Origin of the sequence: Draconibacterium mangrovi (genome assembly GCF_010586825.1) — a bacterium.
GTDB lineage: Bacteria > Bacteroidota > Bacteroidia > Bacteroidales > Prolixibacteraceae > Draconibacterium > Draconibacterium mangrovi.
The window spans coordinates 163,178-188,018 of the sequence record NZ_JAAAGB010000008.1; the positions used below are offsets into that span (position 1 = coordinate 163,178).

Sequence of the window (24,841 nt, forward strand, 5' to 3'; positions counted from 1 at the left end):
TCAATATTGACTATTGCACAACAAGCCGTTTAACATGAGATTCTTCAGACGTTCGCAACCGTACAAAATACACTCCCGTAGTAAGTTCTACCAATGATAGAGAACACAGGTTTTCGCCCGGATTCGAGCGAAATGATGTGGACTTTACAGCCGTTCCGTTAAGATTGAATAGTTCAATAAAAACCTCTTCTGTATTATTTGTGTGATAGCTTAAAGTAACCTTTTCCGTAGCCGGATTAGGAAACAATTTGAAACCGGTATTTTCAGTTTTTGAAATGTTGCTAACCGAAGTCACCCCATCAATACTAACAACTACGGTCAGGCTTGCCTTTTTTATCCCGTCCATACTAACCGCCGTTATTGTGGCTGTACCCGCCGAAATTCCAATTATCTTACCAGTGGTATCAACCGTTGCGATATTTGAATTACTCGATTTCCAGAATACGGTTTTATTGGCGGCATTTTCGGGAGAGAAAACAGGCTGAGCTTGGTAAACACTGTCGATGGCCAAACCAATCTGTTGTTTTTCAAAACCAATCCCGCTGACACTAATAGCATCTTCATCGCCAAAAGCGTAAACCTCGTGAATTGACCACCAATTTCCTTTCGATCCGGTTTGTTTAATTCGCACATACTGCACGGTTGAAGAAGGGAAACTCACAATGGTCATCACATCAGCGCCTGCACCAGTCGCACCTGGTCCGTACCAATCGGTTCCGTTATCAGATACATAAAATTCATATTTCTGCGGAGAGTCTGCCGGACTTGCAGCAACATCCATAATAATTTGCTCAATTTTCTCCGGTTTCCCAAAATTGATTGTAAACCACTGTCCCGGAGTTTGAGACCCGTTTGTATCCCAGCGTGTTGAGGCAGTACCATCAATGGCGCGTGTAGCAACGCCAGAGTTATTCGAAGCTGAAACCGTCCATGAAGTCCTGCTCAGCGCGGATTCAAGCGAAATTGCCGGTGTGTTATACAGGTTGTTTTCCCAAACGGCACATTGTGTGGTATCAATTCCGGTTGGATCAACCACTGACGAATGAATGGAAAATTGTTGTTCTGTACCGTAAGCCAGTAACGAATTATTCGGAAATACGCTCGAGGCTTCAATATTCAAGGTTCCTCCTGATATTAGCGCCATTCGTTGTTGCCCGGGCTGGTTAATATTTGCCTGCTGAAGTGTAAGTTCTCCACCATTCAAACGAATTCCGTTTGAAGGATTACCCCAGAAGTCAGCATTAAACAATGCTACTCCTGAGGTATAACCTGCCCCTGTCTCAATATATTTTGTGTCCTGATCTCCAATAGAAACGATTTGTGTGTTTACAAAATCAAATCCGTTATTGCCGACCGCATTAATAATTAGTGCATTTCTTGCACCATCAATACCGCTACCAATACTCAGTCCCGTTGGTCCCGTTCCATCAATGTCGCTTAATATCATTCCGTTTTGCGAGCCATAATGAAAATCGTTATACAACAACTGGTTCTGGCAATCGCCCAAAATCATAAAAGTGAAATTGGCAAATCCGTAATCGTAAGCCGGACCACTGTCGCCAGCAGAATTTGGCCAGCTTCCGTATTTCGATTCGTCGCCGGCACCATAAGCAATCACATTAAACTGGGTATTATAAATTCGGCCATCCGTGGTACCTCCGCCAACGCGGATTCCAATATCAAAAGCATGCCCGGCGATATAATCGACATAATGATTGTGACATGGGTAACTAAAAAGGTCGACACCCTTGCTAACCGCACGCATACCAATATTAATCATATAGGTATCGCTTCCAGTGGCTTGCACGCAATACGGATATTTTCCTACACTTGGCAAATCGGACAGTAACTGTTCGGGATAATTGAAAACGATACCACGAATACCGCTGTTTTCCGAGAGTTTTAGAAATGGTTCTCCATCAGGGTTATTCCGGTCGGCATAAACTTCCAGTATACTTCCCGGACCGGTTGGTGTCGTGCTAACATCAACAGACCCCTTCAGCTCCACATTTGAAGGTACCACAAGATTTCCCATAACCTTATATTTTCCCGGAGGAAGAAAGACAATACCACCGCCATCGGCTGCTGCTTGGTCTAGTGCTGACTGAATAGCCGCAGTATTATCGGTCATTCCATCTGCTACAGCATTAAAAGGAGCTTCGGTAGCCACATATAATTCAAGTCGCGATGGTTTGTGTGCTTCCGGTTTTATCTCAATTATTTCCGGTAGTTGTTTCATACTTACCGGAGTGTGGTCGACAATACTTTTAAAAATTGAACTTTCTTCAATCTGAACGTCCTGTGCAAAACGGTTTCCGGTTATAATGGCTCGTGTATTTTTCTTTAGGCTGATTTGAGGAGCAGGATTATTTAAATCGCAGTCGGTAATGATAAAAGTGCCTGCTTTAATATCAACCGCACCGCTGTTTATCTCTGATTGCAATATCATTAAACGGGTGCTTGCTGATTCATGTATCGAAATGGCATTCTTCGTTGCATTGAGCGAACAGGTATGTACCTGAACAACTCCTGATGCACTTTGGCCGACACCAATACCGGTTTCGCAGTCCACCGTTTTAATACCGGTGAACATTAATCCAACCGAATTTGCACCGCTGATATCAACACCGGTTTTACAGCTGGTAAATGTCATTGAATAATTATGTCCGTTTGGTTGTGCTCCCGGACTTGTGATGGATTCCACGGCATGAAAGCCTTTGTTATAGCCTTCTATATTTACAAAACAGGTGTACGACCAGTCGTTTCTTCGCATAATAATACCTGTTCCGTTTTCGTAAATCCAGGCTTTGTGGCTTCCATCAATCGATGGAGAATTAGGTAAGCCGGAGCCTGCCCAGTAATCAGGAGAAAAATCGATCCACTCGATGCGACCAACATCAACAATATTGTCGATTTCTACTCCCCTTGATAAAGGAGTTCCGTAAATACCGTTAATTGTAGGGCATGTTCCGCCATTTTTACGGGAGAAAACGACACCGGTATAAGAGTTGACCAGTGTAATATTTTTTGCGTTACAATTTTCGTTTCCGAAATAATTGGGTTTTCCAAATTCAACCGAAGGGGGGTATGGAGTTATCGCTGAAGGACTCTGTTCAGGGTACCAAAAAGCTATGTCCATTACCGCAGACGAGGGTTCCATGGTAATAAACGGGGTAGCATTTTCATCTCCTCTTCCGGCATAAGCCATTAATATTGTGCCTTCAACAGGGGCTCCTTTTTCAGGTTTCTTCCACTCTCCTCTCAGCGTAATACCCTTAGGCAAAAGCAGATTACCTTTTATTACATATTTTCCTTCCGGCACAAATAAAGTTCCTCCACCTAAATTCCCCAGCTCGTTAAGCAAGGTTTGAAATTGCTGGGTAACATCGGTAACACCATCTCCTGTAATACCGAAATCGGCAACAGAATAAGCTATAACCACATTGTCGATGGTGGGATACTTTGTGTCAACTAATCTCCAGTTCTGCGCTGATAGCAATGATGACAGGAGTAAAAAGAAAATTGTTGATACTGATGATATTTTATTGATTGATATTTGGTTCATGATTTATTGTTTAGAAATTCCCTGCACAAGCCTTTGAAAAATATCTTCCTTCTTTCCCTTTTTTTACCAAATGCCCTCAGAATTTCTCTTTATTTTAGAAGTTGGCAGCAGTTGAAGCCTCTATTTAGAAGAGGTGTTTGGTATAGAATGTGCTTCTCAATAAGAAAAAGTAAAGCACAAAACCACAAGGTTTATATGCTTTACTTGTATGATAACATAAACTAACTATGACAATTTTAGAAAAAGGCTGCTCTACACCGTAGTGAAGAACAACCATTTTAATATAAACTACCTTTAATCTAGTTTTTCCAATTTAAGCCACGAAGGTCTTACGTTTTGCTCAGTTCCTGTAAAACTAACTACAAACCCAGCTGACACTTTAGTCTTTTCGGCCACTGAAAATTCGATACTTGCATTTCCATCGTTTCCAAGACCAGCAAAATTCGTGGAAGCCAATGCTGAAGAAAGTTCCTCGATATCAGGAAGTGTTTCACCAATAGCTGCTGCAATATATCTCGGATCGCTACCATTATTACTGATAATTGGATTTTCTCCGGCCAAACTCATAGTAAATCGGTATTCGCCGGCAGGAAGTTCAAACGTTTGGTAAAGTTTACCGTTAACAATTGCAGTCTCGCCTTCGCCCCAACGTTCGAAACCTAAACTTTGCTTATCATTATCTGGGCCTTCCCATCCACCGTCGTATCCTCCCATACCATTACGGGTTCGCATTGCTTCGTTAGTAATCCATCCGCCTGATAAATTCCCCCAACGGTTACCATCCCATTCAGAACGACTAAATGGCCACTCAGCATTGTTAAAGAAATTGGCAGGAACCTCATTAGGGTCATTTACTGCATCAGCTGGAACTTCAACTTTCACAATTTCGGTGTAGTTATATTTACGGTTTGCATCGTTTACGTTTGCACCTAAACGCACATAATATGTATATCCAGCTTTTACCGGCATTGGACCAATACGGTATACATCACTTGTTTCAGCATCGCCCACTTCCTCTTCCCAAGATTTGTTGATCTGCTTACGCATGTTGTTGTACTCTCCAATACTTATATTGTTTGTCGCACCACAAAATGTATTCAGACTTAAGAAAGGTTTAATTTCAACAAGGTTTGGTAAACCTTCGCGAACCGGTGCATTAAGACGACATTTTAACATCAGTTTTAAGCCGTTTAATGATACTTCGAAATCGGTTAAACGCAAATACGGAGTCACTGTAAAGTCTTGTTGTGTATTTCCATCAAAAGAAACACCTTTTATAGTATCTACCGGCCAGAAAGGACCTCCATAAGGAAGCATGTCGTATGTTCCGGCAAACAATTTACTATTGTTATACGAACCATCTTGTTTTACAGTTAAATTCTGGTTATTGGGTACTGATTCCGTCCAGGTTCTTTCCCAAATACGGATCCCCCATTCACCTTGCGACGAAAGTAAATTCTCGCCGGTATATGAATCTATTACATTTCCATGGACTTTCACATCTGGTTCATCCCAGTTGTCGATGTCCAAACAAGAAGTAACCGAAACCAGTATTACTCCTAAAATTATATATAATATTTTTTTCATAATATTAGTGTCAATTGTTTATAATTAGTAAAGTGGATTCTGAGGAAGCAGATTTTCGTTCTTACCAATTTCTCCCCATGGAATTGGTTCATAGTAACATTGCTTTGAAGCAGTCCATTCTCTGTTCCAACGGTTGTCTTCATCCAGATAAATGTATTTTCCCTCGTCCGCAACATAATAACAGCTAAGAACCCTGTGACGGAATTGGTTCAATACCTGATCGGCAGTTCTCCAGCGACGAAGATCCCACCACCAATGGTTTTCAGCATAAAGTTCACGTTCACGCTCGTCGCGTATAAATTGCAATGATTTTTCGATTTGATATGGATAATTCGCTTCATTGATGGTACCAATGTTAGTCATCGTCATATCAATTGCAGGACGTACCTCCTGACAACCTGCACGGTCACGAATCATTTCAATATAATCGAAAGCTTCATTTCTTTTACCCAGTTCGTAAAGTGCCTCGGCAGTGTTCAGGTAAACTTCACCTAAACGGAATACTACCCAATGCTGATCACTGCGGTATTCTCGAACATCGCTGGTAGCCATATTTGTATTCACATATTTGCGAATAAATGCAGCACCCCAACAATTGTTTTCTGCGCCTTGATCATCAAAGTGTCCATGTGCTCCGGTGATATTGTATGTTACACCATCAATTTCTGTAGTCCAGCCACGTCCGCCTAAAATACGGTTACCATCGCTGTTTATTGGAGCGGCATTACTTCCTCTTTGAATATCAGTTGCCAATCCGTCAAAATTTCTGTAAATACCTTTTTGAATGCTAAATGTTTTTCCACGAAGCTCGTCGCCATCGAAATACATGGTACCCAGCATACGTGGCTCCATCCCGTTGCGAATGTCGCTGCGGTTGTCAAAACGAACCGGAGTTCCGTCAGGATTAGTATATGCCGGCATATCATATAACTCCATAAAATCCAGCGGAGGATAGCTTTGAGCACCAACAAAAGAAGACATATCAGGCTGTGGACACATTAATGCATCGTAACTATGTCGTAAACGCGTATTATGAGGAACAGTCTGGTCGTAATCTTTAATTAATATACTTTCAGAAGAATTTGGGTCTAAGAATAGCTTTGCAAAATTTGAAGCTTTATCAGGATAACCTGCAGTATATAAAGAATATGGCCCTTGTTCTACAATCTTACCTGCATCAACGCAATATTGAAAAAACTCATTAGCATGTGAAGGATTCATACCTGCCAAACCAGCCTGTGTTGCCGCTTCGTTTTCAAAACCAAGGTATTGAGAATATTTAGCATTTGAACCTGCATAAAGCATCGTGCGTGAAAGCAATGCCGCTGCAGCATATTTATTGGCACGACCAGATTCCATGGCGTCTGTCATGTTATCAATTGCAAATGTCAGGTCGCTATAAATAAATTTCCAGGTATCATATTCTGTAGCACGAGATACTTTCAATGAATCGGCATCAGCTAGCGGGTTCTGAACTTCTTTAACAAGAGGTACACCACCATAACGTTTTGCCAAACCAAAATAGAAGAATGCACGCAGGAAATGTGCTTCGCCCATTAATTTGTTATAATCTACATCAGTATATTTATCGCGATAAGCCGGGAAATTTTCGATAAACGTATTTACGTCGCGGATACGGTCGTATGGCCAGTAAGCAAAACCATCGTTATCGACCCCCAACCATTGATTAAAGAATTCGCCACTCATATTCCCCTGGCTCTTTTTACCTGCTTCCCAAAAGTTATCAGGACGATAAGCATGTTCCGAGTCGCTTCCATAATAAAGGAAATCTTCAATTGGAAGGTAGTTATAAAGACCTGCAAAATATTTCTTTACACCATACTCATTACCAAATAGTTCCGGTTCTCCTAACATCCCCTTAGGCTCCAGACTCAGATCCTGACAGGAGAATAGAACAACTCCTAAAAGAGCTATATATATTAAAAACTTCTTTTTCATAATTGTAATTTTTTTAGAATTTAACGCTTGCACCAATTGTAAATGTTCTGTTTACAGGATAATTGTAGAAGTCGATATAATTGGTTGAAGCACCACCGGATGCACCCGGACGCTCTGGATCTACATTTTCGAGACCGGTAAAAGTCAACAGGTTATATCCGCTCATGTAAACTCTTAAATTCTTCATACCTATTTTCGATATCAATCGATCTGGTAAGGTATAGCCAATTTCTGCAGTTTTTAAACGTAAGTAAGATGCATCCTGTACACCATTTGTTCCTGTTCTTCGGCCATCATGACCAGTTACCGGATAGTAACCAGGTACCCATTCTGTTGCAGGGCTGAAATAATCAGCAGTAGGATCAACAGGATGCCATCTGTCCATAAACCAGGTTAATGTATTTTGTCCTCCAAAAGGCAAAGCTTCCACTAATACCTCGCTATACTGCACATAAACCTCGTGTGCCCCCTGAAAATCCAGTGCCATATCGAAACCTTTCCAGGAAGCTCCAAATGACATACCGTAGTTAAAGACCGGTAGTCCATATGAAGCGATTGGATGTTCATCAAGGTTGTTAATTACACCATCCTCATTCCAGTCAACCAACCACCAGTCACCCGGTAAAGCATTCTGCCCGGTTGGAAGTTCGAAGTTGCGGATATCTTCGATATTGGTAAACATACCACCTGATTCCTGTCCCCACCAAATATTAGTGTAACGGTCACTACTGCGGTTTCTCCACTTGTCGTATGAGTTGCTGGCGGGAGTTTCAAGCCATTCTGTTCTTTTATGTTTAGTGGCTGAGATTTGTCCTCTTACCCAATAATTCAGGTCTCTATACTTGTTTTGGTAGTCGAGCGATACTTCATAACCAAAGTTACGATCGCTGTTCAGGTTTTCCTGTGGTAAGCTTGCACCAACAGTACCAGGAATTACAGATGCACTTGTTGCCAATAAGCCTGAACGATCGCGTTTAAATACATCAATTGCACCATTCAATTTGTTTTGTAATATACCAAAATCAAGTCCGAGGTTATAAGATTTAATTCGGTACCAGGTTAAATCAGGATTCGGAATACTAGCTGCCGACACACCACCTGTTAATGTACCATCGTAAAACCATCCTTTTTCGTTACCATCCAGATTGTAGCCTGTTGTAGGAGGATAATTACCAGCAGAACTGTCGTCACCCATCTCTCCATACGAAGCTCTAAGTTTGAAATTACTAAGGAATGCAACGTTATCCTTTAAGAAATTCTCTTCGCTAATACGCCATGCTGCAGAAACTGTTGGGAAAAATCCAAAACGGCTGCCTTCAGGGAAACGAGAAGAACCATCGTATCGGAATTTGAATGCAAGCATATATTTTCCGGCATAATTATAATCTACCTGGCCAACCACCGATTTATTGGCTCTGTCGCCGACACCACCGCCGATAGCACGTTGATTTTTATCCTCACCGGCAAACAGGTATTCCGATTCAACCATTAACTCGCGGTAAGCACTAAAGCTATCCCAGCTGCTATAACTTTCTTCATATATAAGGAAGTTGTTGAAATTATGATCTCCAAATGAATTTACATAGAACAAACCCAACTGCATGTTGGTATTGAAGTTGAAATTTACACCCCTTGTAACATCAGAAGGAGTATTTCTCTGAATTGGAGAATAGGTATCGTCGTCCGGATTGTAGCGAAACAACGTATAAGATCGTTTGTAATTCTTATAATCCGGTATATTCATTGCATAGTCATACGATCCTTTGGCAGATAAACCTTCCACTCCGGGAATATCATATTCCAACGTCAAAGTACCGTTGAAACGACGGTCTCTGTTCAAATTGTAACCAACATAATCGGCATCAGTTTGAACGATCATGTTAGCCCCTTCATTTAAATATTGTGTGTCTCCGTTTGGATACAACGGATTATCATTTGCATAGAAAGCGGCATCAGGACGAACCAGCCACGTAAGTTTGTAAGTTGTCCAGCCTGTATTATTAGGTTGAGTGGTATTAACCATAATTCCACCCAATGAAACTCTTGCTTTTAATCTTTCTGTAATCTGTGCATCAACATTTGTACGCATGTTCCAGCGTTCCGATTCATAGTCGCCGCTTTTATATGAACCTTCTTGTTTTGAATAACCCAGGGTGAAGTAATACCGTAATTTTTCGCTGCCACCATTTACACTCAAGTTGTTTTCATATTGAGGCGTAGTATTTCTGAATACCTGATCCATCCAATTGTATGACTGCTTTGTTCCATTCAGGTAGGGTTCGAAGGCTTCATCTGTAAACATAGGATTTTGACGAACGAGGTAGTTTTTACCAAAATCCTGCCAGTTCTGTTCGTTCCTCAAAGTCATATAATCTATTGCATCAACACTTTCAGGAACATAGAGGAACTGCTGCATAGAACTACTGGTATTAAAAGTAATATCAACTTTTCCGCCTTGTGCGGTACCACTCTTTGTTGTTACAAGAATAACTCCATTTGCAGCACGCAAACCATAAATCGCGGCAGTACCGTCTTTCAGTACAGAAATACTTTCGATTTCTTCTGAACTCATACGTGCGAAATAATCTTTGTCTCTTGGAATTCCGTCTATAACAAATAAAGGATCGCCCATACCACGAATATCGATTCGGGTATCGTAAGCACCAGGTGCACTACTTTTCTGAACAACCCGAACACCTGATAATTTACCGGTAAGCATGTTTACAACGTTTTCGTTTTTTGTGCGTATCATGTCTTCCCCTTTCACGGTAGACACGGCACCGGTAAGTGTAGCCTTTTTCTGCGTGCTATACCCCACTGCAACCACCTCTTCGAGGCCGATGGCGTCAAGCTGCATTTTTACATTTATTTGCGATTGATTTTCAACTGCAATCTCTTGTGCTTTCATTCCTACAAAAGAAAACGACAAGGTTGCATCAATTGGGACATTCGTTAGTGTATAAACACCAACTTCGTTAGTTACAGTACCAATAGTAGTACCTTTAACCACTACTGTTACTCCGGGAATTGGGTTGTCAGATTCATCAACAACAGTTCCGGTTACTTGTGTAGATTGATCAGCTAGGTTCGATTCTCTGCCCGCCAATTTTTCTGCGGATGCTGTCATCACTCCGAATAGTAAAATTAGCATTACTGCAAAGCGACCTTGTCCAACACAAGTCGAATGACAAATTCTTTTTAAAGTTTTTTTCATAGTTTACTTCAATACAATTATTAGATTTGACTCAATTTCATTTTTTAAAATCATTTTTCAATTTTTACTTTCTATTCATTCCATAGGCGTTTTAATTTTTTGATTTCGCTAAGTAAAAACCGGAATGTTAACATTTAAATTAATATTGAATTAACAGCATAGTATTTTGCATAATACCAATCCCACAAAAACCACATATGCCTCTATATCTGACAATTAAAGCACAAACAAAAATTTAATACTAATGCGATTAATAGAAAAATTAAGTGGTGCTAAGCACTTGTAGTTTACAAATCCGACACTATTTTTTAGAGGAACAAAAAGCATTTGCAGTTTAGACACATCTCTTTTTATTGTTTCTGTATATATGACAATTTGCCCAAAATAACATCTGGAAGATCACTCACTTATGGTTCAAAAAGCAGAGCTGGTTTAAGATACCGGAATGATGGGCAGATATACTGTAGGATATCATAAATTATAATCATAAGATTCGTTGCCCCAGGCATTCTGATCAAAAGTCATCAGGCAAACATTTCACGCATGAAGCAACGTCCGGTTCTTTCGCATTTATCAAACATAAATCTAACAATACTAATTTTACCACTCAATTTTAATTAGATATTCAAGCACCACCGATATCCCAAAACAATAATCCTTCAAGCTGTTTATTTCAAATTAAGATTCACTTTAAGCTAACTAGATATGGAAGAAGCGAAATGTGAGTTGGAGGCAATGCAAGTATTTAAACAACTTGTGGAACAGGATCATCGCAATGTCAAACGAAGAATCACTATTACTACAGGATTTAAGGAGTTTGATTCTGCCCAGCGAACTTTGGCCGGAATTGAAATAATAAATATCATTAGAAAGAATCAGATTATTGATTCTAAATCCACAACGTTTAAAACATTTTATTCTTTGGCTTCATAATTCATCATAAAATATAATTTTGAGAATCGTGCTGAACTAATGCGACAGAATCGATTATTCAGAGTTACCTATTGATAAAATATAAAGATAACTTTTGGGATTAGTTACTTTAAAAACTTATCTTTTGAAATCACAGCTTGAATAAAAAAATAAATTTTGATATATTTAAACGATATTTGAATTATTAAACAACAGATTTTTATAGAGTTACCCAAAAGGGACCAATAGAAAACTGGCTAGAAAAATCACTGACAATTAGCGCATTACAAAATAATTCGTGTCCTTGTTCTGGGCACCAAAGAAAAAAGCAACAATCTAATAATTAGCATGTTGCTTTTTTATTTTCAATTTAATATAAATATTTCAAGTCCGTATTCAATAATAATCCCCCATGTTTTCACTCCCTTAAATAGCCAAACTAAATTTGAATCGAATAATCGAAACTTTTTCCTACTTTATCGTTTAAGCTTTGATAATAATAATATCACGATGTTCGACCGATACATTTTCAGCACTTTAGACCTTATTCTTTTTGAAATCATTTTTCAATGTAAAAAGCGGAAAAGGCGGCAATCTGCGGCTCTGCTTTAGATTCGCTAATTTTTAACCTTAATTCCGTCACTGCCAGATCATCGAAAAGATGAATAAACTTGTGCCCAATGCAGGAGCCTTCAAAAATGGTTTGCCAGCCTTTGTTCGTTTTTCCTTCCAGCAAAAATTCCCTCACTCGTTCTCCAAACTCAATGTTTTCAGCAAGCACTACCTGGTTAATTTTTTGGCCTTTTTTCAGATTGAGTGAGAATTTAGTACCCTTACCGGAAGTACTTGCCAGCGGATTGGAAAAACGGCGATTTATCTCCTCACCCATTTCCTTTAGGCGCTGTACATCTGGTTCTGAAAGTAAACCATCGGGATTGGGAGTAAGACCAAGAATAAGTGAGCTGTTATGCCCCACCGAATTGTAATACATGTCAACCAGGTTTTCGAGCGGGAAAATATGTTCATCATCGCCGGGTTCCCAAAACCACTCGTGACGGCCATTGATACCCCGAAGGGGCGCATCACTCATGGCGGGCATGTAATACGGCCCATCTGGATCACCTACTTTTAATAGCTGGAAATCATTTTTAAAGATTACCTCCTGATTGGTTGAGTGTGAGAATGGATAGGAATAGGTTCCCCAGGAGGGATAAGGAACAGTTCCGCTTTCGCTTCCTCCCCAACGGATATCGGCTCGTTGCGTATTGTGGTAGAATATGCAGTTCGACTGATGTTGTTCGAATATACTCAATACGTCAGGACCACCTTTCTCCGGGCCATGGGCGCCACCATCGAACCAAACAATCGCCAGGTCGCCATAGCGCGACATTAGTTCGTTGGTCATACCTTCACACATACTGTTATAGTATTTTTGCCTGTTTTCGGCAAAAGCTCCTTCGCCGCTCACCGAAAAATCGTGAATCCCTAAAAATGCATTCCAGCGAATTCCAATATAAATTCCCGGCAGAACATCGTATTTTCGGCAGGATTCAACAAAATCTTTCACAATATCTCCCTTGCCGTCTCTCCATTTTACTGCTCTCAGACAATATGGATTAACATCGCTCTGATATAATGCAAAACCGGTTTCGTGTGTAGCTGTAAGAATAGCGATTTTGCACCCTGCAGCTTTAGCCGCTTTTACCCACTGGTCGGTATCAAGAGTTTGGGGATTAAAAATATTATAATCCGGTACAGGAGTGATACGGTTTTCGTGCTGTGCGTATTGTTTTCCGTCAAACACATGTAAATCGTAGTGAAATACGGCAACCAGTTCGGCATTCTGCCATGTTAACTGTGCCGGTGTTGGAATTGGCAACTTCTTGATGTCCTGGGCAACAGCAACTACAAGTATAGTAAGCAGGAACAGTATCATTAATGGCGTCTTCTTCATTGGCAATTTTTAGATTTTTAGTTTAAATTAAGCTTAAAGTGCGTTATTCGGCCACGGCGCAACTTGTCCAGTTGTTTTATATTTGGGGCGTTGTGCATCCACACTTCTCAGGTATTCTCCCAACTTTAGGGCAAGTTGTTTTACCTGCTCAGGATACTTTTCGGCCAGGTTTTTATGTTCACCGATGTCCTCTTTTAAATTGAATAATTCGAAATGCTGGTCGTGGTAATAATAAATTAATTTAAAGTCGCCACTACGTATGGTGCTGGTAGCCCCAATTCCGGGTCCGGTTGGCCCCCAGTTATTTGGGAAATGCCAAAACAAATCGCGTGCTTCTGTCTCTTTATCCGGGTTTACCAACATAGGGACAAAACTTTTTCCATCAACGTGTTGAACGGTTTTATAGTTCATTATGCCTGCCATTTCAATAATGCTGGGGAAAAAATCTTCGATAATTACCAGCGAATTATTTTTTGTTGCGGGCGCCACTTTTCCCGGCCATTTAACAATCATCGGTTCCCGTATTCCGCCTTCATAAGCCGATCCTTTGCCGCTGTTTAGCGGGCTGTTATGTGTGTGCAGTTCACCTGCCCTTGGCCGGTGGCTAAACCCACCATTATCTGACATAAACAAAACGATTGTATTGTCCGCAATGCCCTTTTCATCGAGGTAGTCCATTAAATCTACCAGACTTTTGTCCATGGCTTCAATCATCGACGCATATTTGCCTTCCGGTTCGGGTAAGCCTGCATCGATGTATTTTTGGTAAAAACGGCGATCAGCATTCAAAGGAATATGAACAGCATAGTGCGACATGTATAGATAAAAAGGACTGTTAAGCGATAAAGCCTTTTCCATAGCACCTTTTGCTTCGAGTGTCAATGCTTCGGTAATAAAAATTGAATCTCCATGGTATTTCTCCAAACCCGGAACACCCCATGGCAAAGTATGTCCACCCTTTTCCTTGTTTCCAAAATTTTGCTCGCCCAGGTAACTTCCCAGACCACCTGCAGCATGTCCTGCAATATTTATATCAAAACCACAGTTCTCTGGATTGGCTGCGGGGGTGTTCATTGCTCCAAAATGAGCTTTCCCGCAATGGATCGTGAAGTAACCGTTGTCTTTCAGAATTTGTGGCAGCATGGTTGCATAAGCCGATCGTTCAATGCTATCCACCGGCTGAACACCATTTACATTCCAATCAGGGTATTCAAGTACTTCATGTTTTCCATCTACCGAAGCATTACGGTGTAGTGTCCAGTTGGTAACCCTGTGCCGGGCAGCATTCATTCCGCACATCAGACTTACACGTGTAGGTGAACAAACCGAACTGGCATAAGCCTGGGTAAACATCATCCCTTCGGAGGCCAGCCGCTCCATACCGGGAGTATGATACCTTTTGTTAAACGCTGTTTTTTCTTTCCAGAAAGGGACAGATGTGTCCTGCCAGCCCATATCATCTACAAAAAAAAGGATAATATTAGGTTTGGTGTTGCCTGGCTCTTTATTAACTTTTTGTGCACAAGCAAAAAAGATAAAGCCAAGCGTGAATAGTGTAATTACTTTATATTTCATTTGATTTTCATTCCCTATTTTTAAATTCTGTAATAACAGGGTAATGGTCTGATAAATACCAGTTTTCTTCCCCGTTACACACTTTTGCACTTACACATTGTGTTTCAAGCTGGGGAGAAACAAGGATATAGTCAATCCGTTCCATACGCGAAAGCACTTGATCGACGGTTTCATTGTTTACAGGCCCCAAAGCACGCGCCGGAAAACTTCCGCGTTCCATCATCCCGCTTGCAAATTTTCGGGTTACATCATACAGCGGAAACGAAAGAAAATCTGAAATAACCGAATAATCCAGGTCGTTATTATCGAGGTTACCATCCGGGCCTTTTCCTTTTTCAGTTTCCCGGAGTGTGGTAAGGAGTTCGCCATTTGCCTCATACAGATCGGCATCAAAAGGCGAATGGGCATTAAAATCGCCCAAAACGATATATTCGGGATTTTCAGCCCTCATTTGTTCCAGTTTCGAAAGCAGGATCTTTGTTTCTTCACGCCGGCGTTTTATGCTTTTCGGGCTAAGGTGTAACACCAAAAAATCGATACCATTAATTTTACAATGCAAAGACCCGTGATGCATACCTTTGATGATTTTCTCTTTTATTTCTATGGGATATTTCGAAGTCAAACCAACAGAGTAGCCGGTTTTCTTTAGCAATACCGAATAATCATGTCCCCATGATTTTGCATCTTCCGAAAGTTTTTCGGGTGTGTATTCACACAATTCCTGCAATGCCACTACATCAGGCTTTTCTTTATTTACCCAATTCCGCCACTTTTCCCTTCGCGCAATGTCTTTTCCCCAATCAAATCCGTTCCAGATATTGTAGCTCATCACTTTCAAATTCTTTTCATGGTTCTGAGAAAACACGAACAGAGGAAATACCAATACCATCAATAAAATTACAATTCGTTTGACCATTACTTATCTGTTTTTTATGTAAGATTATGAGAAATCCGGGAAAAATGAAATTATTAAATCGCTCATTCTACGAAATGTATCCTTATAAAAGCAAACGATTCAACACTTGGCCCTATTAATGAAGAGATTTTTACAGTACGTAAACATGTAGTCTTTTTAAATGAATTGCATCTTCATTATCAGCATCCAGCATAATTTTCACATACCTGGTTTCCACTCCCGGCAACTGGATTCCGGCATTGAACTGTGCCACCGTAACTTCCCAACGCGCAAATACCCCTTCATGTTTTTCAATTGATTGCCAATTGGTTCCATCCTTTGAAACCAGTACTCCAAATGTGCCCGGATTTCCGTTGTAATGTTTTTCGTTATACAAATCAATGCCTGTTACCGAATACATTTTACGTAAATCGATAATCGCATACGGTTCTTCTTCAGCCTCGGTATGAAATGCGAAGGGACTGTTAAACAAAGTATTTTTAAAAAGCAGTTCGTGATGTTCCGGGTTATCGAGAGACGATTGTGAACTCAATTCCAGCTTTAAATCTTTGGTGAGCTGTTTTCCAAACATCGGGTCATCGAACCTAGATTTCGAACGCTTTTCGGCCACCATTCCATCTATTTCATATTTGAATGAAAGTTCTACGATAACTGACTCCACATTCCTGTTTACCTTTTCAAGGTTAATAAACGCCTGCTTTCCGTTTTGGCTGTAGGTAACCTGTCCTCCGGTGAGAACTTTTGCAGTCACAATTTCATTATCAATTGCAGGCAGTGAAAGCGTATCTCCTACTTCTCCGGTAATGTGAACGAAGGCCGTGTTTCCGCGATAGGCGCTACCACCCCACTTCTCTGGATACCAGGGCCCGCCTTGAGTCTGATAAATGGTTTGTCCGTATTGTTTCAGCCAATCACCCACTTCTTCCAAACGATTTACCTGAAACGGATCGTATTCGCCTTCCCATTTCGGCCCCCAGCTAAGCAGCATGTTTCCGTTACCGCAAGCCGTAGCTGTCAGCATTTCCACTATTTCTTTTTTCGATTTTACAGGCGTATCCGACCACGACCATGTGCCACAAAGTGTTACACAACTTTCCCAGGGGCGGAACTGGTACATCCCGATTTTTTGCTCCGGAGTATCAAAGTCTCCGGGAAGAGAAGCACGGTTATTGATGATGATTCCCGGCTGAAGTTCGCGGATCATTCGTGTAAGTTTTTCCGACTCCCACATATCAGCCGTGAACATGCCTCCCCACCAGCAAGCATCAAACCAGAAAATATCGACTTTGCCATAGTTCGTACAAAGCTCTCGTACTACATTAAACTGGTAATCTATGTATTTTTGATGGCTTGCTCCCGGTTTCACCTCTTTCACTCCTGGTTTGGCACTGAAGTACGGAGCTTCTTTAACCTGATCGATCAAAGCGGTGTCAACAGGCGCATAGTCGGGATGGTACCAGTCGCGCTGCGAATAGTAAATTCCAAACTTCATTCCCGCTTCATGACAGGCATCTGCAATCTCTTTTAAATAATCGCGCCCAAACGGCGAGTTGGTAACTTTAAAATCGGAATATTGGGTATCCCACATATGAAAACCATCGTGGTGCTTGGCAATAGTTACAATGTATTTCATGCCGGCACGTTTGGCGATATCCACCCATTCTTTGGCGTCAAAGTCTTCGAAAACAAACTGTTCCGGGTATTTCACCCACACCGAATCGGCAATCGGGCCATGGCCTTTATCCGGTGCTTTGCGGGTGTAACACATGCCCCAGCTGAGGTCCCGGCCAATATAGGTCGATAATCCGAAATGAATGAACATACCGTAACGTGCATCGTTGAACCATTGCATTTCCTCGTCGGTAGCAAAATTACTGGCATCCCATTCCTCAACAGAAAACATTTGAATATGATTCCATCGGGCTTTTTTATCGGTTGTTTCTCCTCTAACTGACCACTGGGCATAGGCGAGATGCCCACAAAACAAGGTCAGCAAAAAAACAACACTTATCTTCTTTAGACTTAAGTTCATCCTGTTCTATTTTAGTTTTTGAGTTCTTTTATCCTCTTTAGTGATTCCTGCGATACGCTTCCATCTTCCCACATTAATAAGTTAATTGACAAGGGAACATGCCTTTTTGAGGTGCTTTGGAACCAGTTTTTTATATCGTTGGCGTTTATGCGGGTTTTAATTTTCTGATTCGGATTATGTATGGCCTTTTTTATAAAAGCAACTCTTTACTCTCCCCTTTATTTAGTATCACCTCTATCTTTTTGGATTGATATATCAAATTAACTTTGCCGCCACTATGGGCTTTTAAAACGATTTTGGTTAACACTTCATTGTCCCATTCCAGGTCAAGTTCATAATTGCCTCTGGCCTTCAAGCCTTTTACCGATCCTTTCTTCCATAGTTCAGGTAAAGCCGGTAGCAAACGAATAATACCAGGTTCATGCGATTGCACTAACATTTCGGCGATTCCAGCAGTAACTCCCAGGTTCCCATCTATCTGAAAAATATTTGGTGGATGCAAATCAAATAAGTTATTCGCCATTTGGTTTTTAAGTAATTCATTAATATGATTATAACACTCATTCCCATCCATTAAACGGGCATAAAAATTAACCATCCATGCTCTGCTCCAGCCTGTCTGCCCACCACCATATGATAATCTTCGCTCCAGGGTTTTTCGGGCTGCTTCGTAAAGTTCAGGTGTTGAAGGATTTATTTGTGATGAAGGAAATAATCCATACAAATGCGAAATATGCCGGTGTCCGGGGCTAGCTTCTTCGTAATCTTCAATCCATTCCATTATTGTACCATTTGCACCTACCTGAATGCGAGGTAATCTGCTGATCACAGAATTGATTTCATCGGTAAGTTCCTTTTTACCTAAAAGTTGTTCTGCTACAATACAACTCTCTAAAACATCCCGAATGATCTGGATATCAATACTGGAAGCAACTGTATTTGCTAAAGCTTTACCAGTTGCCGGATCAATGTATTCATTTTCTGGAGAATAGGAAGGAGCTGTCACCAACATTCCATTTGTATCTTCCTGAAGAAAATCCATTATAAAACGTGCAGATCCTTTTAATATGGGGTATAAAGTGTCATTCAAATAGCTTTTATCCTGAGTAAACAGGTAGTGCTGCCAAAGCGTTTGTGTCATCCAGGCACCGGCCAATGGGAAACTGTAACCTACACTCACCTGATAAAAAGTATTTGAACCTGACGGTGTTGTACGTCCAAAAATATTACTTGTGGCATGAAGCATCCATCCTTCAGAACCAATATATTTATGAGCGGTTTCATATCCCCTGTTTGTTAAGCGCTCCAGATATTCAGATAAAGGATGAACTGTTTCGGATAGGTTACACACATCGGCCGGCCAATAATTCATTTGCAGATTAATGTTCATATGGTAATCTGACTCCCATGCAGCCCACATATCCTTATTCCAGATTCCCTGAAGATTAGCTGGCAAAACAGCTTTCCCACCCGAGCTTGTCATTAACAAGTAACGGCCATATTGAAAAAGTACTTGCGTCAGGAAAGGATCATCAACACCTTCTCTTAGCCTCTTTATTCGAATATCGGTAGGTACGGTATCCGTCTGTATATTGGCAATTTTAAGGTCTACCCTATTATACATTTCCTGGTGTTTTTTTACATGGGCAGCTTTTAATTTTTTATAGTCCGATTTATGAGCTTGTTCAACCGATATTTCAGCTTCTTTAAAACTGTTAATGCTCTCATCAAAATTAAACTGTTCGAAATTATAATTTGTTGCCACTCCCATTAAAAGTGTAAAAGAGGTAGTTTTATTCAAAATCAGCGAAGTGTCATTTTGTTGAAAACTTCCATTTGTATCAAATACTTTTACAAGACCGGAAAATTTCATGTGTGGGCCGCCTATTCCTGAACCTCCGGGATTGTCATCATACCCATTTGGGTCGTCAACTATCTGACCATCTATTTTCAAACCATTGGATAGAACCGTTGTAACGGCATCCTTATCCCGCTTAAATGAAAAATTTACATCCACTGGCTCATCGTCAAGGCTGTCAAATCGATAAACCAATACATCATCGGAAAACGAAACGAATGATTCTCGTCTAAAACGCTTACCTTCAATTTCGTAAATAACAGAAGCAATTCCTGTGCTTAAATCCAGTTCCCGGCGATAATCTGAGGCATCGGGGTGATCAAAACCAATAAGTAAATTGCCAAAGGGCTCATATGAACGAAAGCACGTTGGTGTGGTAGATAAATGTTCTACTGCATACCGATAGGCTTCATCAAACTTACGTTCCAGATTAAGCTGTTGAAAAGTATGATAATGCTCTTTCACATTTTCCGGATACGGTTGTTCCGGGCAACCTGCCCATAGGCTTTCTTCATTTATTTGCAAGTGTTCATGGTTTATATTTCCATGAACCATTCCCCCAATTCGGCCATTTCCTATTGGTAAAGCTTCATACCAATCATTAGCGGGTTCGCCATACCACAATTTATCTCTAACTGGCTCCTTTTTAGTACACCCTGTATGCATAACCAGTACGCACATAAATAAAAATAAATATCGAAACATTTTTTACAATTGGTTTTAATCTGTTAGTATTCGTAATTTACAATTTTTGGTTCATACCAAGGGTTAGCTGTTTTACTTAATACCAATGAGAAATCGCAATGAACCTTACTTCAGACAATTCTCTTTTTAGTCGACGTTAACTCCCGAAAAATTTCAAGACAAGCTATCCTAATTTCAGTGTTTCACTTTAGCTGAAAAACAATTGGTTAACGTGTCCTACTTCACTGGCTCTTTTTGTTTATAAAACGGATTATAGTAATAGATGGAAAGCCGATCGTAGTAGTTAAAAAGTTCCTTTAAACGAAGGTTAAACGATGTAATATCCTTTGTTTCAGGAGAAGTCCAGGCGGATTCGGCCATTGCTGCCAGCCGGGTATAAACCATATAATCAAACCGTTCAGCGCTTTGTACCGTTTCGGTCCACAGATTGGCTTGAACCCCTCTAATTAAATCACTCTGCTGGGCATTAAACTGCGCTAAACTATCCGGAAAATGATAGACATCTTCATACGGATTGTAGCCGTTCCATCTGCGCCCAACCTTGTCGGTGCTGTCTTGTACAAAATCGAAATAAAGCGGACGACGCGGGCATAAAACAGTAGGAAAACCCTCTGCTAAACTTCGCTCCAGTTGCTCCGGCAAATTGTGTCGCCACCAATAAATCAAGGTATTTGATGCATCCAGATCGCCATCAACCGTTTCGTCCCAGGCTCCCACTACTTTACCCAATCCCTGAATACTATCGGCCATTCTTCGGACAAAATAACTTTCAACTTCTTTCAAATCGGCTAAATTCTTGTCCTTCATTAAAGTTTGTACCTCCTCAAGCTTCTGCCATTCCTCGTTCCCATAATGTACCTCATCGCCCCCCAAATGAATAACAGACGCGGGAAATAACCCGGCTACTTCAGCCAAAATATTTGTTAAATATGTATAAGTTTCCTGTTTCCCCGGGTTGAATGTAAAATCTGGATGTTTTTTACTTCCGCCACCACTGTATTCGGGATAAGCCCTATTGGCAGCCGTTGCATGGCCAGGCATATCAATTTCAGGAATAACAGTTATACCACGTTTTGCAGCATAGGCTACAATCTCTTTTATCTCTTTTTGGGTATAAAAACGTGCGGGGGCATCAGCGTTGGAATGACTTCCGCGCGCTCCAATTGTAGTTAATTGGGGGTACGAACGAATTGCCAGGCGCCAGGCGGGTTCGTCGGTTAAATGCCATGCGAAGTGGTTCAATTTTAAATACATCATCACATCCAATAGCTGTTTTACTTTTTCCATGCCAAAAAAATGACGCGACTCATCAAGCATAAATCCCCGATACGAAAAACGAGGTTCATCCATAATCTCGCCTGTTGAAATTTGCGTACTGTTATGCATTAATTGCAGGATACTTACCGCACCATACAAAATTCCTTTTTCCGAATTTGCTGATATGTATATGGCTTCCTTTTCGATTTTTACGCTGTACGACTCATCGTTTTCCTGGTAATTTTTATACAATACAAAATGAATCGGAATTCCGCTTTCTTCCAGTCTTAGATCCTCTTCGCTTATTTTATCAGCAAACAAATCGACAACAGAATCAAGGCGCTTGTCGTTTGAAATTATCTTAACTCCATTTTCCAGAGATAGAGAACTTCCTGTTTGGATTTGATATGCAGGAGCCGGAATTAATTGATATTTTTCGGCACTAGCATCACATACGGAGAGCAGTATGATTGCAAGCATCATACTGAAAAAGTTTAGTTTTAAGTTCATCTTTTCAGGATTTTAATTTTCAGAGATCGGTTTTGTAGTCTATCCAGTCCGACAATATTTTTTGTTGATACCATGGATCATCAGATTTTTTTAACCAATATACCATTTCTTTCAGTAATCCAATTACCACCGGATCATCAGATTTTACCGGCAAATTATTCATCTGGTATGGATCATCAATGTCGTTAAAGAACTTTGTACCGACCAGCTTTTGGTTCGAATCAATTTGCAATTCAATGGTGTAACTATGTGTTTTTACACCACGTGCCACCGGGAAATAATCGATTACTTTGCCTGATGAGTCCTTTTGTCCATCTATATTTCTAATGTATAATGCCGATTTTGGACGGTTTTTATCGGATTCTCCTTTAAGTACCCGGGTATAATTCGTTCCCTGAACCTCGGTTGGAATAAAGTCTTGCAGTCCCATAACTCCTAAAAGTGTAGGCATAATATCCGGCGATCCCATAATCAGGTCATCCAGGCGGTGAGCTTTAAGTCCCGGATAACGAATTAAAAACGGCACATCAAATGCCTCGGTGTAAATATTATTTTTAGGATCGTTAATTCCATGGCTGCACATTGTTTCACCATGATCGGAAGTAAATACAATAACCGTATTTTCGTATTCTCCCATGTTTTTCAGCTGATCTATTATTCTGCCGAATTCGCGCGATACTCCGGTAACATTAGCAAAGTAAAAGGCAGCTTTTCTGGCTTTATCCATTTCAAGATCGGCATTTGGTCGAACCAATAGCTCTTTTGTGAGTTTATCTTTGTATAAGTTGTAATCTTTTTCTTCGCAGTCATTTAACGAGTTGTATGGATTGTGCGGCGGGTTCATTGATACAAAAACAGCAAAAGGCTTTTCCGGATCGCGCTGTCCTTTCTCATTTTTCAGATACGCTATTACCTGGTTGGCTTCGTGTTTTGGCGACCATTCTTTCGGTTCAGTTCGTTGCCCCTGATTATTATAATAATGTGGATCTTTGTGAACATCCCAGGTGCCGTATGAGTACCAATGCTGAAAGCCATGACGGTCTTCTTCGGGAGTATATGCATCCCAGGCAGGAGTACGTGGATCGACATAATTTCCCGGATTTATCGGATCATTTGGTTTCGGATAATCTAAATGCCATTTGCCAAAATACGCAGTATTATACCCCTGCTGATCTAACACATCGCTAAAACATACGGCATCCTTGCGAAGCGAACTTACCGGACGGTTTGAATTACAATTTAAAGGCACGCCACTCGCCCCGGGAAACATTCCTGTTAATAAACTTCCGCGGTGAGGGCTACAAATTGGAGCATTGCTAACCATATTTGTTAAAACTACCGCTTCATTGGCAAAACGATCCAGTTCCGGCGTTTCTACCGGGTCTCCAATAGTACGGATTGCATTTTCGTATCCAGGCTTCTCCCAAAAGCCCATTGCCTGCTTACGAAACTGATCGGGAAAAATGTAAACCAAATTTGGCTTAGCCGGTTCGGGATTACTGCATCCGCAAAGAAGAATGCCTACCGTGTAACAGACAATAATCCAGCTATTTTTGATTTTAAATTTCATTAGTTAGTTCGTTTATTCGATAGAAAGTTATTTCTAATTGTTATTATCAATATTCTTTAATCTTAAAAGTGCTTCAATAAAATAATAATCGGCATAAACCAGAGGTTCATCTATTTCGCTATTGTGTGGTACCGAGCCTGTAGAATGTTTTAAAACAAAACCCCAATTCGTTCCGGGTTTAGCCATGTATTGCGAAGAAGCAAGTGAAGTAAGCAGCTCCCTGGCATATTCCACGTAAGTGTAATTATTGGTAAGCGTCTGTAGTTCGATTAATGCGGAAGCTGTTATAGCAGCAGCCGATGCATCGCGTGGCTCACCTGTTTTTTCCGGCACATCATAATCCCAGTAAGGAATCAGGTCATCTGCCTGATTGTTATGATTCATAATATATTCAGCAACATTTTGTGCCTGTTTTAAATAGGCCGGAATACCGGTTTTACGGTAACACATGGTATAGCCATACAATGCCCAGGCCTGTCCGCGTGCCCATGCCGATTCATCAGAATACCCTTGTGCTGTAGTTTTGTTTCTCACCTTTCCTGTTTTCGGATCGTAGTCTATAACATGGTAACAACTGTTATCTTCCCTGAAATGGTTTGTTAGGGTTGTAAGAGCATGTTTATTGGCAATGTCTTTATACTTGCTGTCGCCACTAACCTCGCTGGCCCAATAAAGCAACTCCAGGTTCATCATGTTATCAATAATTACCGGGAATTCCCATTTGTCCTTGCCATGATCCCATGACCGGATACATCCCACAGTTGAGTCAAACCGGCTAATTAATGAATTGGCTGATTGTAAAAGAATGTTTTGATACGCTTCGTTTTGCTTAATCTCATAGCCTTTTCCATAGCTGCAATACATCATAAAACCTAAATCATGCGTACGTGTATTATATTGCATTGGTTCTAACTTCGAGGTATATTCTTTAGCGGCAATTTTCCATTTGTCATTTTTTGTATACTCATACATTTGCCAAAGTTCTCCGGGGAAAAAACCACTTGTCCATTCCACCAATCGACTCATTTTAATTTTCTCGTTTTCCACCGATCGTGGCGAAACAAAAGTTGCTGTTCGCAGCGAATCGGAAAGATGGAGCTGATAGGATAATTGTTCTTCAACCAAGTTTAACAAATCATCGGTTTTAAGCTCAGGCTGGCGGGTATTCACTCCGCAACTAACCATTAAAAACAACAATGCTCCCCAAGTGAGATTTTTCATATTTGT

General features: G+C 40.7%; 12 protein-coding genes and 1 pseudogene. 1 reads left to right on the forward strand and 12 read right to left on the reverse strand.

All coding sequences use genetic code 11. The annotated features are described in order from the left end of the window. Positions 1-10: 10 nt before the first annotated feature. The 4 genes from G4420_RS18350 to G4420_RS18365 form a co-directional block, all read right to left on the reverse strand. A complete protein-coding gene (locus tag G4420_RS18350; protein WP_163325398.1) occupies positions 11-3,565 on the reverse strand; it encodes a glycosyl hydrolase family 28-related protein in 3,555 nt (1,184 codons plus the stop codon). Between the two features lie 294 nt (positions 3,566-3,859). Further along, the gene (locus G4420_RS18355) at positions 3,860-5,152 is read right to left on the reverse strand and encodes a DUF5013 domain-containing protein (RefSeq protein WP_163325399.1); all 1,293 of its coding nucleotides are present in this window, start codon (positions 5,150-5,152) and stop codon (positions 3,860-3,862) included. Between the two features lie 24 nt (positions 5,153-5,176). Beyond that, complete coding sequence (locus tag G4420_RS18360; RefSeq protein ID WP_163325400.1) at positions 5,177-7,111, reverse strand: RagB/SusD family nutrient uptake outer membrane protein; 1,935 nt, start codon at positions 7,109-7,111, stop codon at positions 5,177-5,179. Positions 7,112-7,124: 13 nt separating this feature from the next. Further along, positions 7,125-10,325, reverse strand: coding sequence for a SusC/RagA family TonB-linked outer membrane protein (locus G4420_RS18365; protein WP_163325401.1), 3,201 nt, complete (start codon positions 10,323-10,325; stop codon positions 7,125-7,127). A 730-nt stretch (positions 10,326-11,055) separates the two neighbouring features. On the opposite strand from G4420_RS18365, the pseudogene G4420_RS18370 reads away from it, so the two are divergent. Continuing rightward, positions 11,056-11,258 (forward strand): annotated as a pseudogene (locus G4420_RS18370) (DDE-type integrase/transposase/recombinase); the annotation flags it as partial. Between the two features lie 538 nt (positions 11,259-11,796). Here G4420_RS18370 and G4420_RS18375 read toward each other — a convergent pair. The 8 genes from G4420_RS18375 to G4420_RS18410 form a co-directional block, all read right to left on the reverse strand. Beyond that, a complete protein-coding gene (locus G4420_RS18375) occupies positions 11,797-13,191 on the reverse strand; it encodes an alpha-L-fucosidase (protein WP_163325403.1) in 1,395 nt (464 codons plus the stop codon). A gap of 33 nt (positions 13,192-13,224) precedes the next feature. Further along, positions 13,225-14,766, reverse strand: coding sequence for a sulfatase (locus G4420_RS18380; RefSeq protein ID WP_163325404.1), 1,542 nt, complete (start codon positions 14,764-14,766; stop codon positions 13,225-13,227). Positions 14,767-14,773: 7 nt separating this feature from the next. Then, positions 14,774-15,682 (reverse strand): endonuclease/exonuclease/phosphatase family protein, encoded by a 909-nt coding sequence (locus G4420_RS18385; RefSeq protein WP_163325405.1) that lies wholly within the window; start codon positions 15,680-15,682, stop codon positions 14,774-14,776. A gap of 130 nt (positions 15,683-15,812) precedes the next feature. Beyond that, positions 15,813-17,714 carry an alpha-L-fucosidase gene (locus G4420_RS18390; RefSeq protein WP_163325406.1) on the reverse strand — a complete coding sequence of 634 codons (1,902 nt, stop codon included), beginning with the start codon at positions 17,712-17,714 and terminating at the stop codon, positions 15,813-15,815. A gap of 190 nt (positions 17,715-17,904) precedes the next feature. Then, positions 17,905-20,277: a glycoside hydrolase family 95 protein gene (locus G4420_RS18395; RefSeq protein WP_163325407.1), complete on the reverse strand. Its 2,373-nt coding sequence runs from the start codon at positions 20,275-20,277 to the stop codon at positions 17,905-17,907. A 216-nt stretch (positions 20,278-20,493) separates the two neighbouring features. Further along, positions 20,494-22,044, reverse strand: coding sequence for a beta-N-acetylhexosaminidase (locus G4420_RS18400; RefSeq protein ID WP_163325408.1), 1,551 nt, complete (start codon positions 22,042-22,044; stop codon positions 20,494-20,496). 19 nt (positions 22,045-22,063) lie between these two features. Continuing rightward, positions 22,064-23,614, reverse strand: coding sequence for a sulfatase family protein (locus G4420_RS18405; protein ID WP_163325409.1), 1,551 nt, complete (start codon positions 23,612-23,614; stop codon positions 22,064-22,066). 33 nt (positions 23,615-23,647) lie between these two features. Then, a complete protein-coding gene (locus G4420_RS18410; protein WP_163325410.1) occupies positions 23,648-24,835 on the reverse strand; it encodes a glycoside hydrolase family 88 protein in 1,188 nt (395 codons plus the stop codon). Positions 24,836-24,841 lie beyond the last annotated feature (6 nt).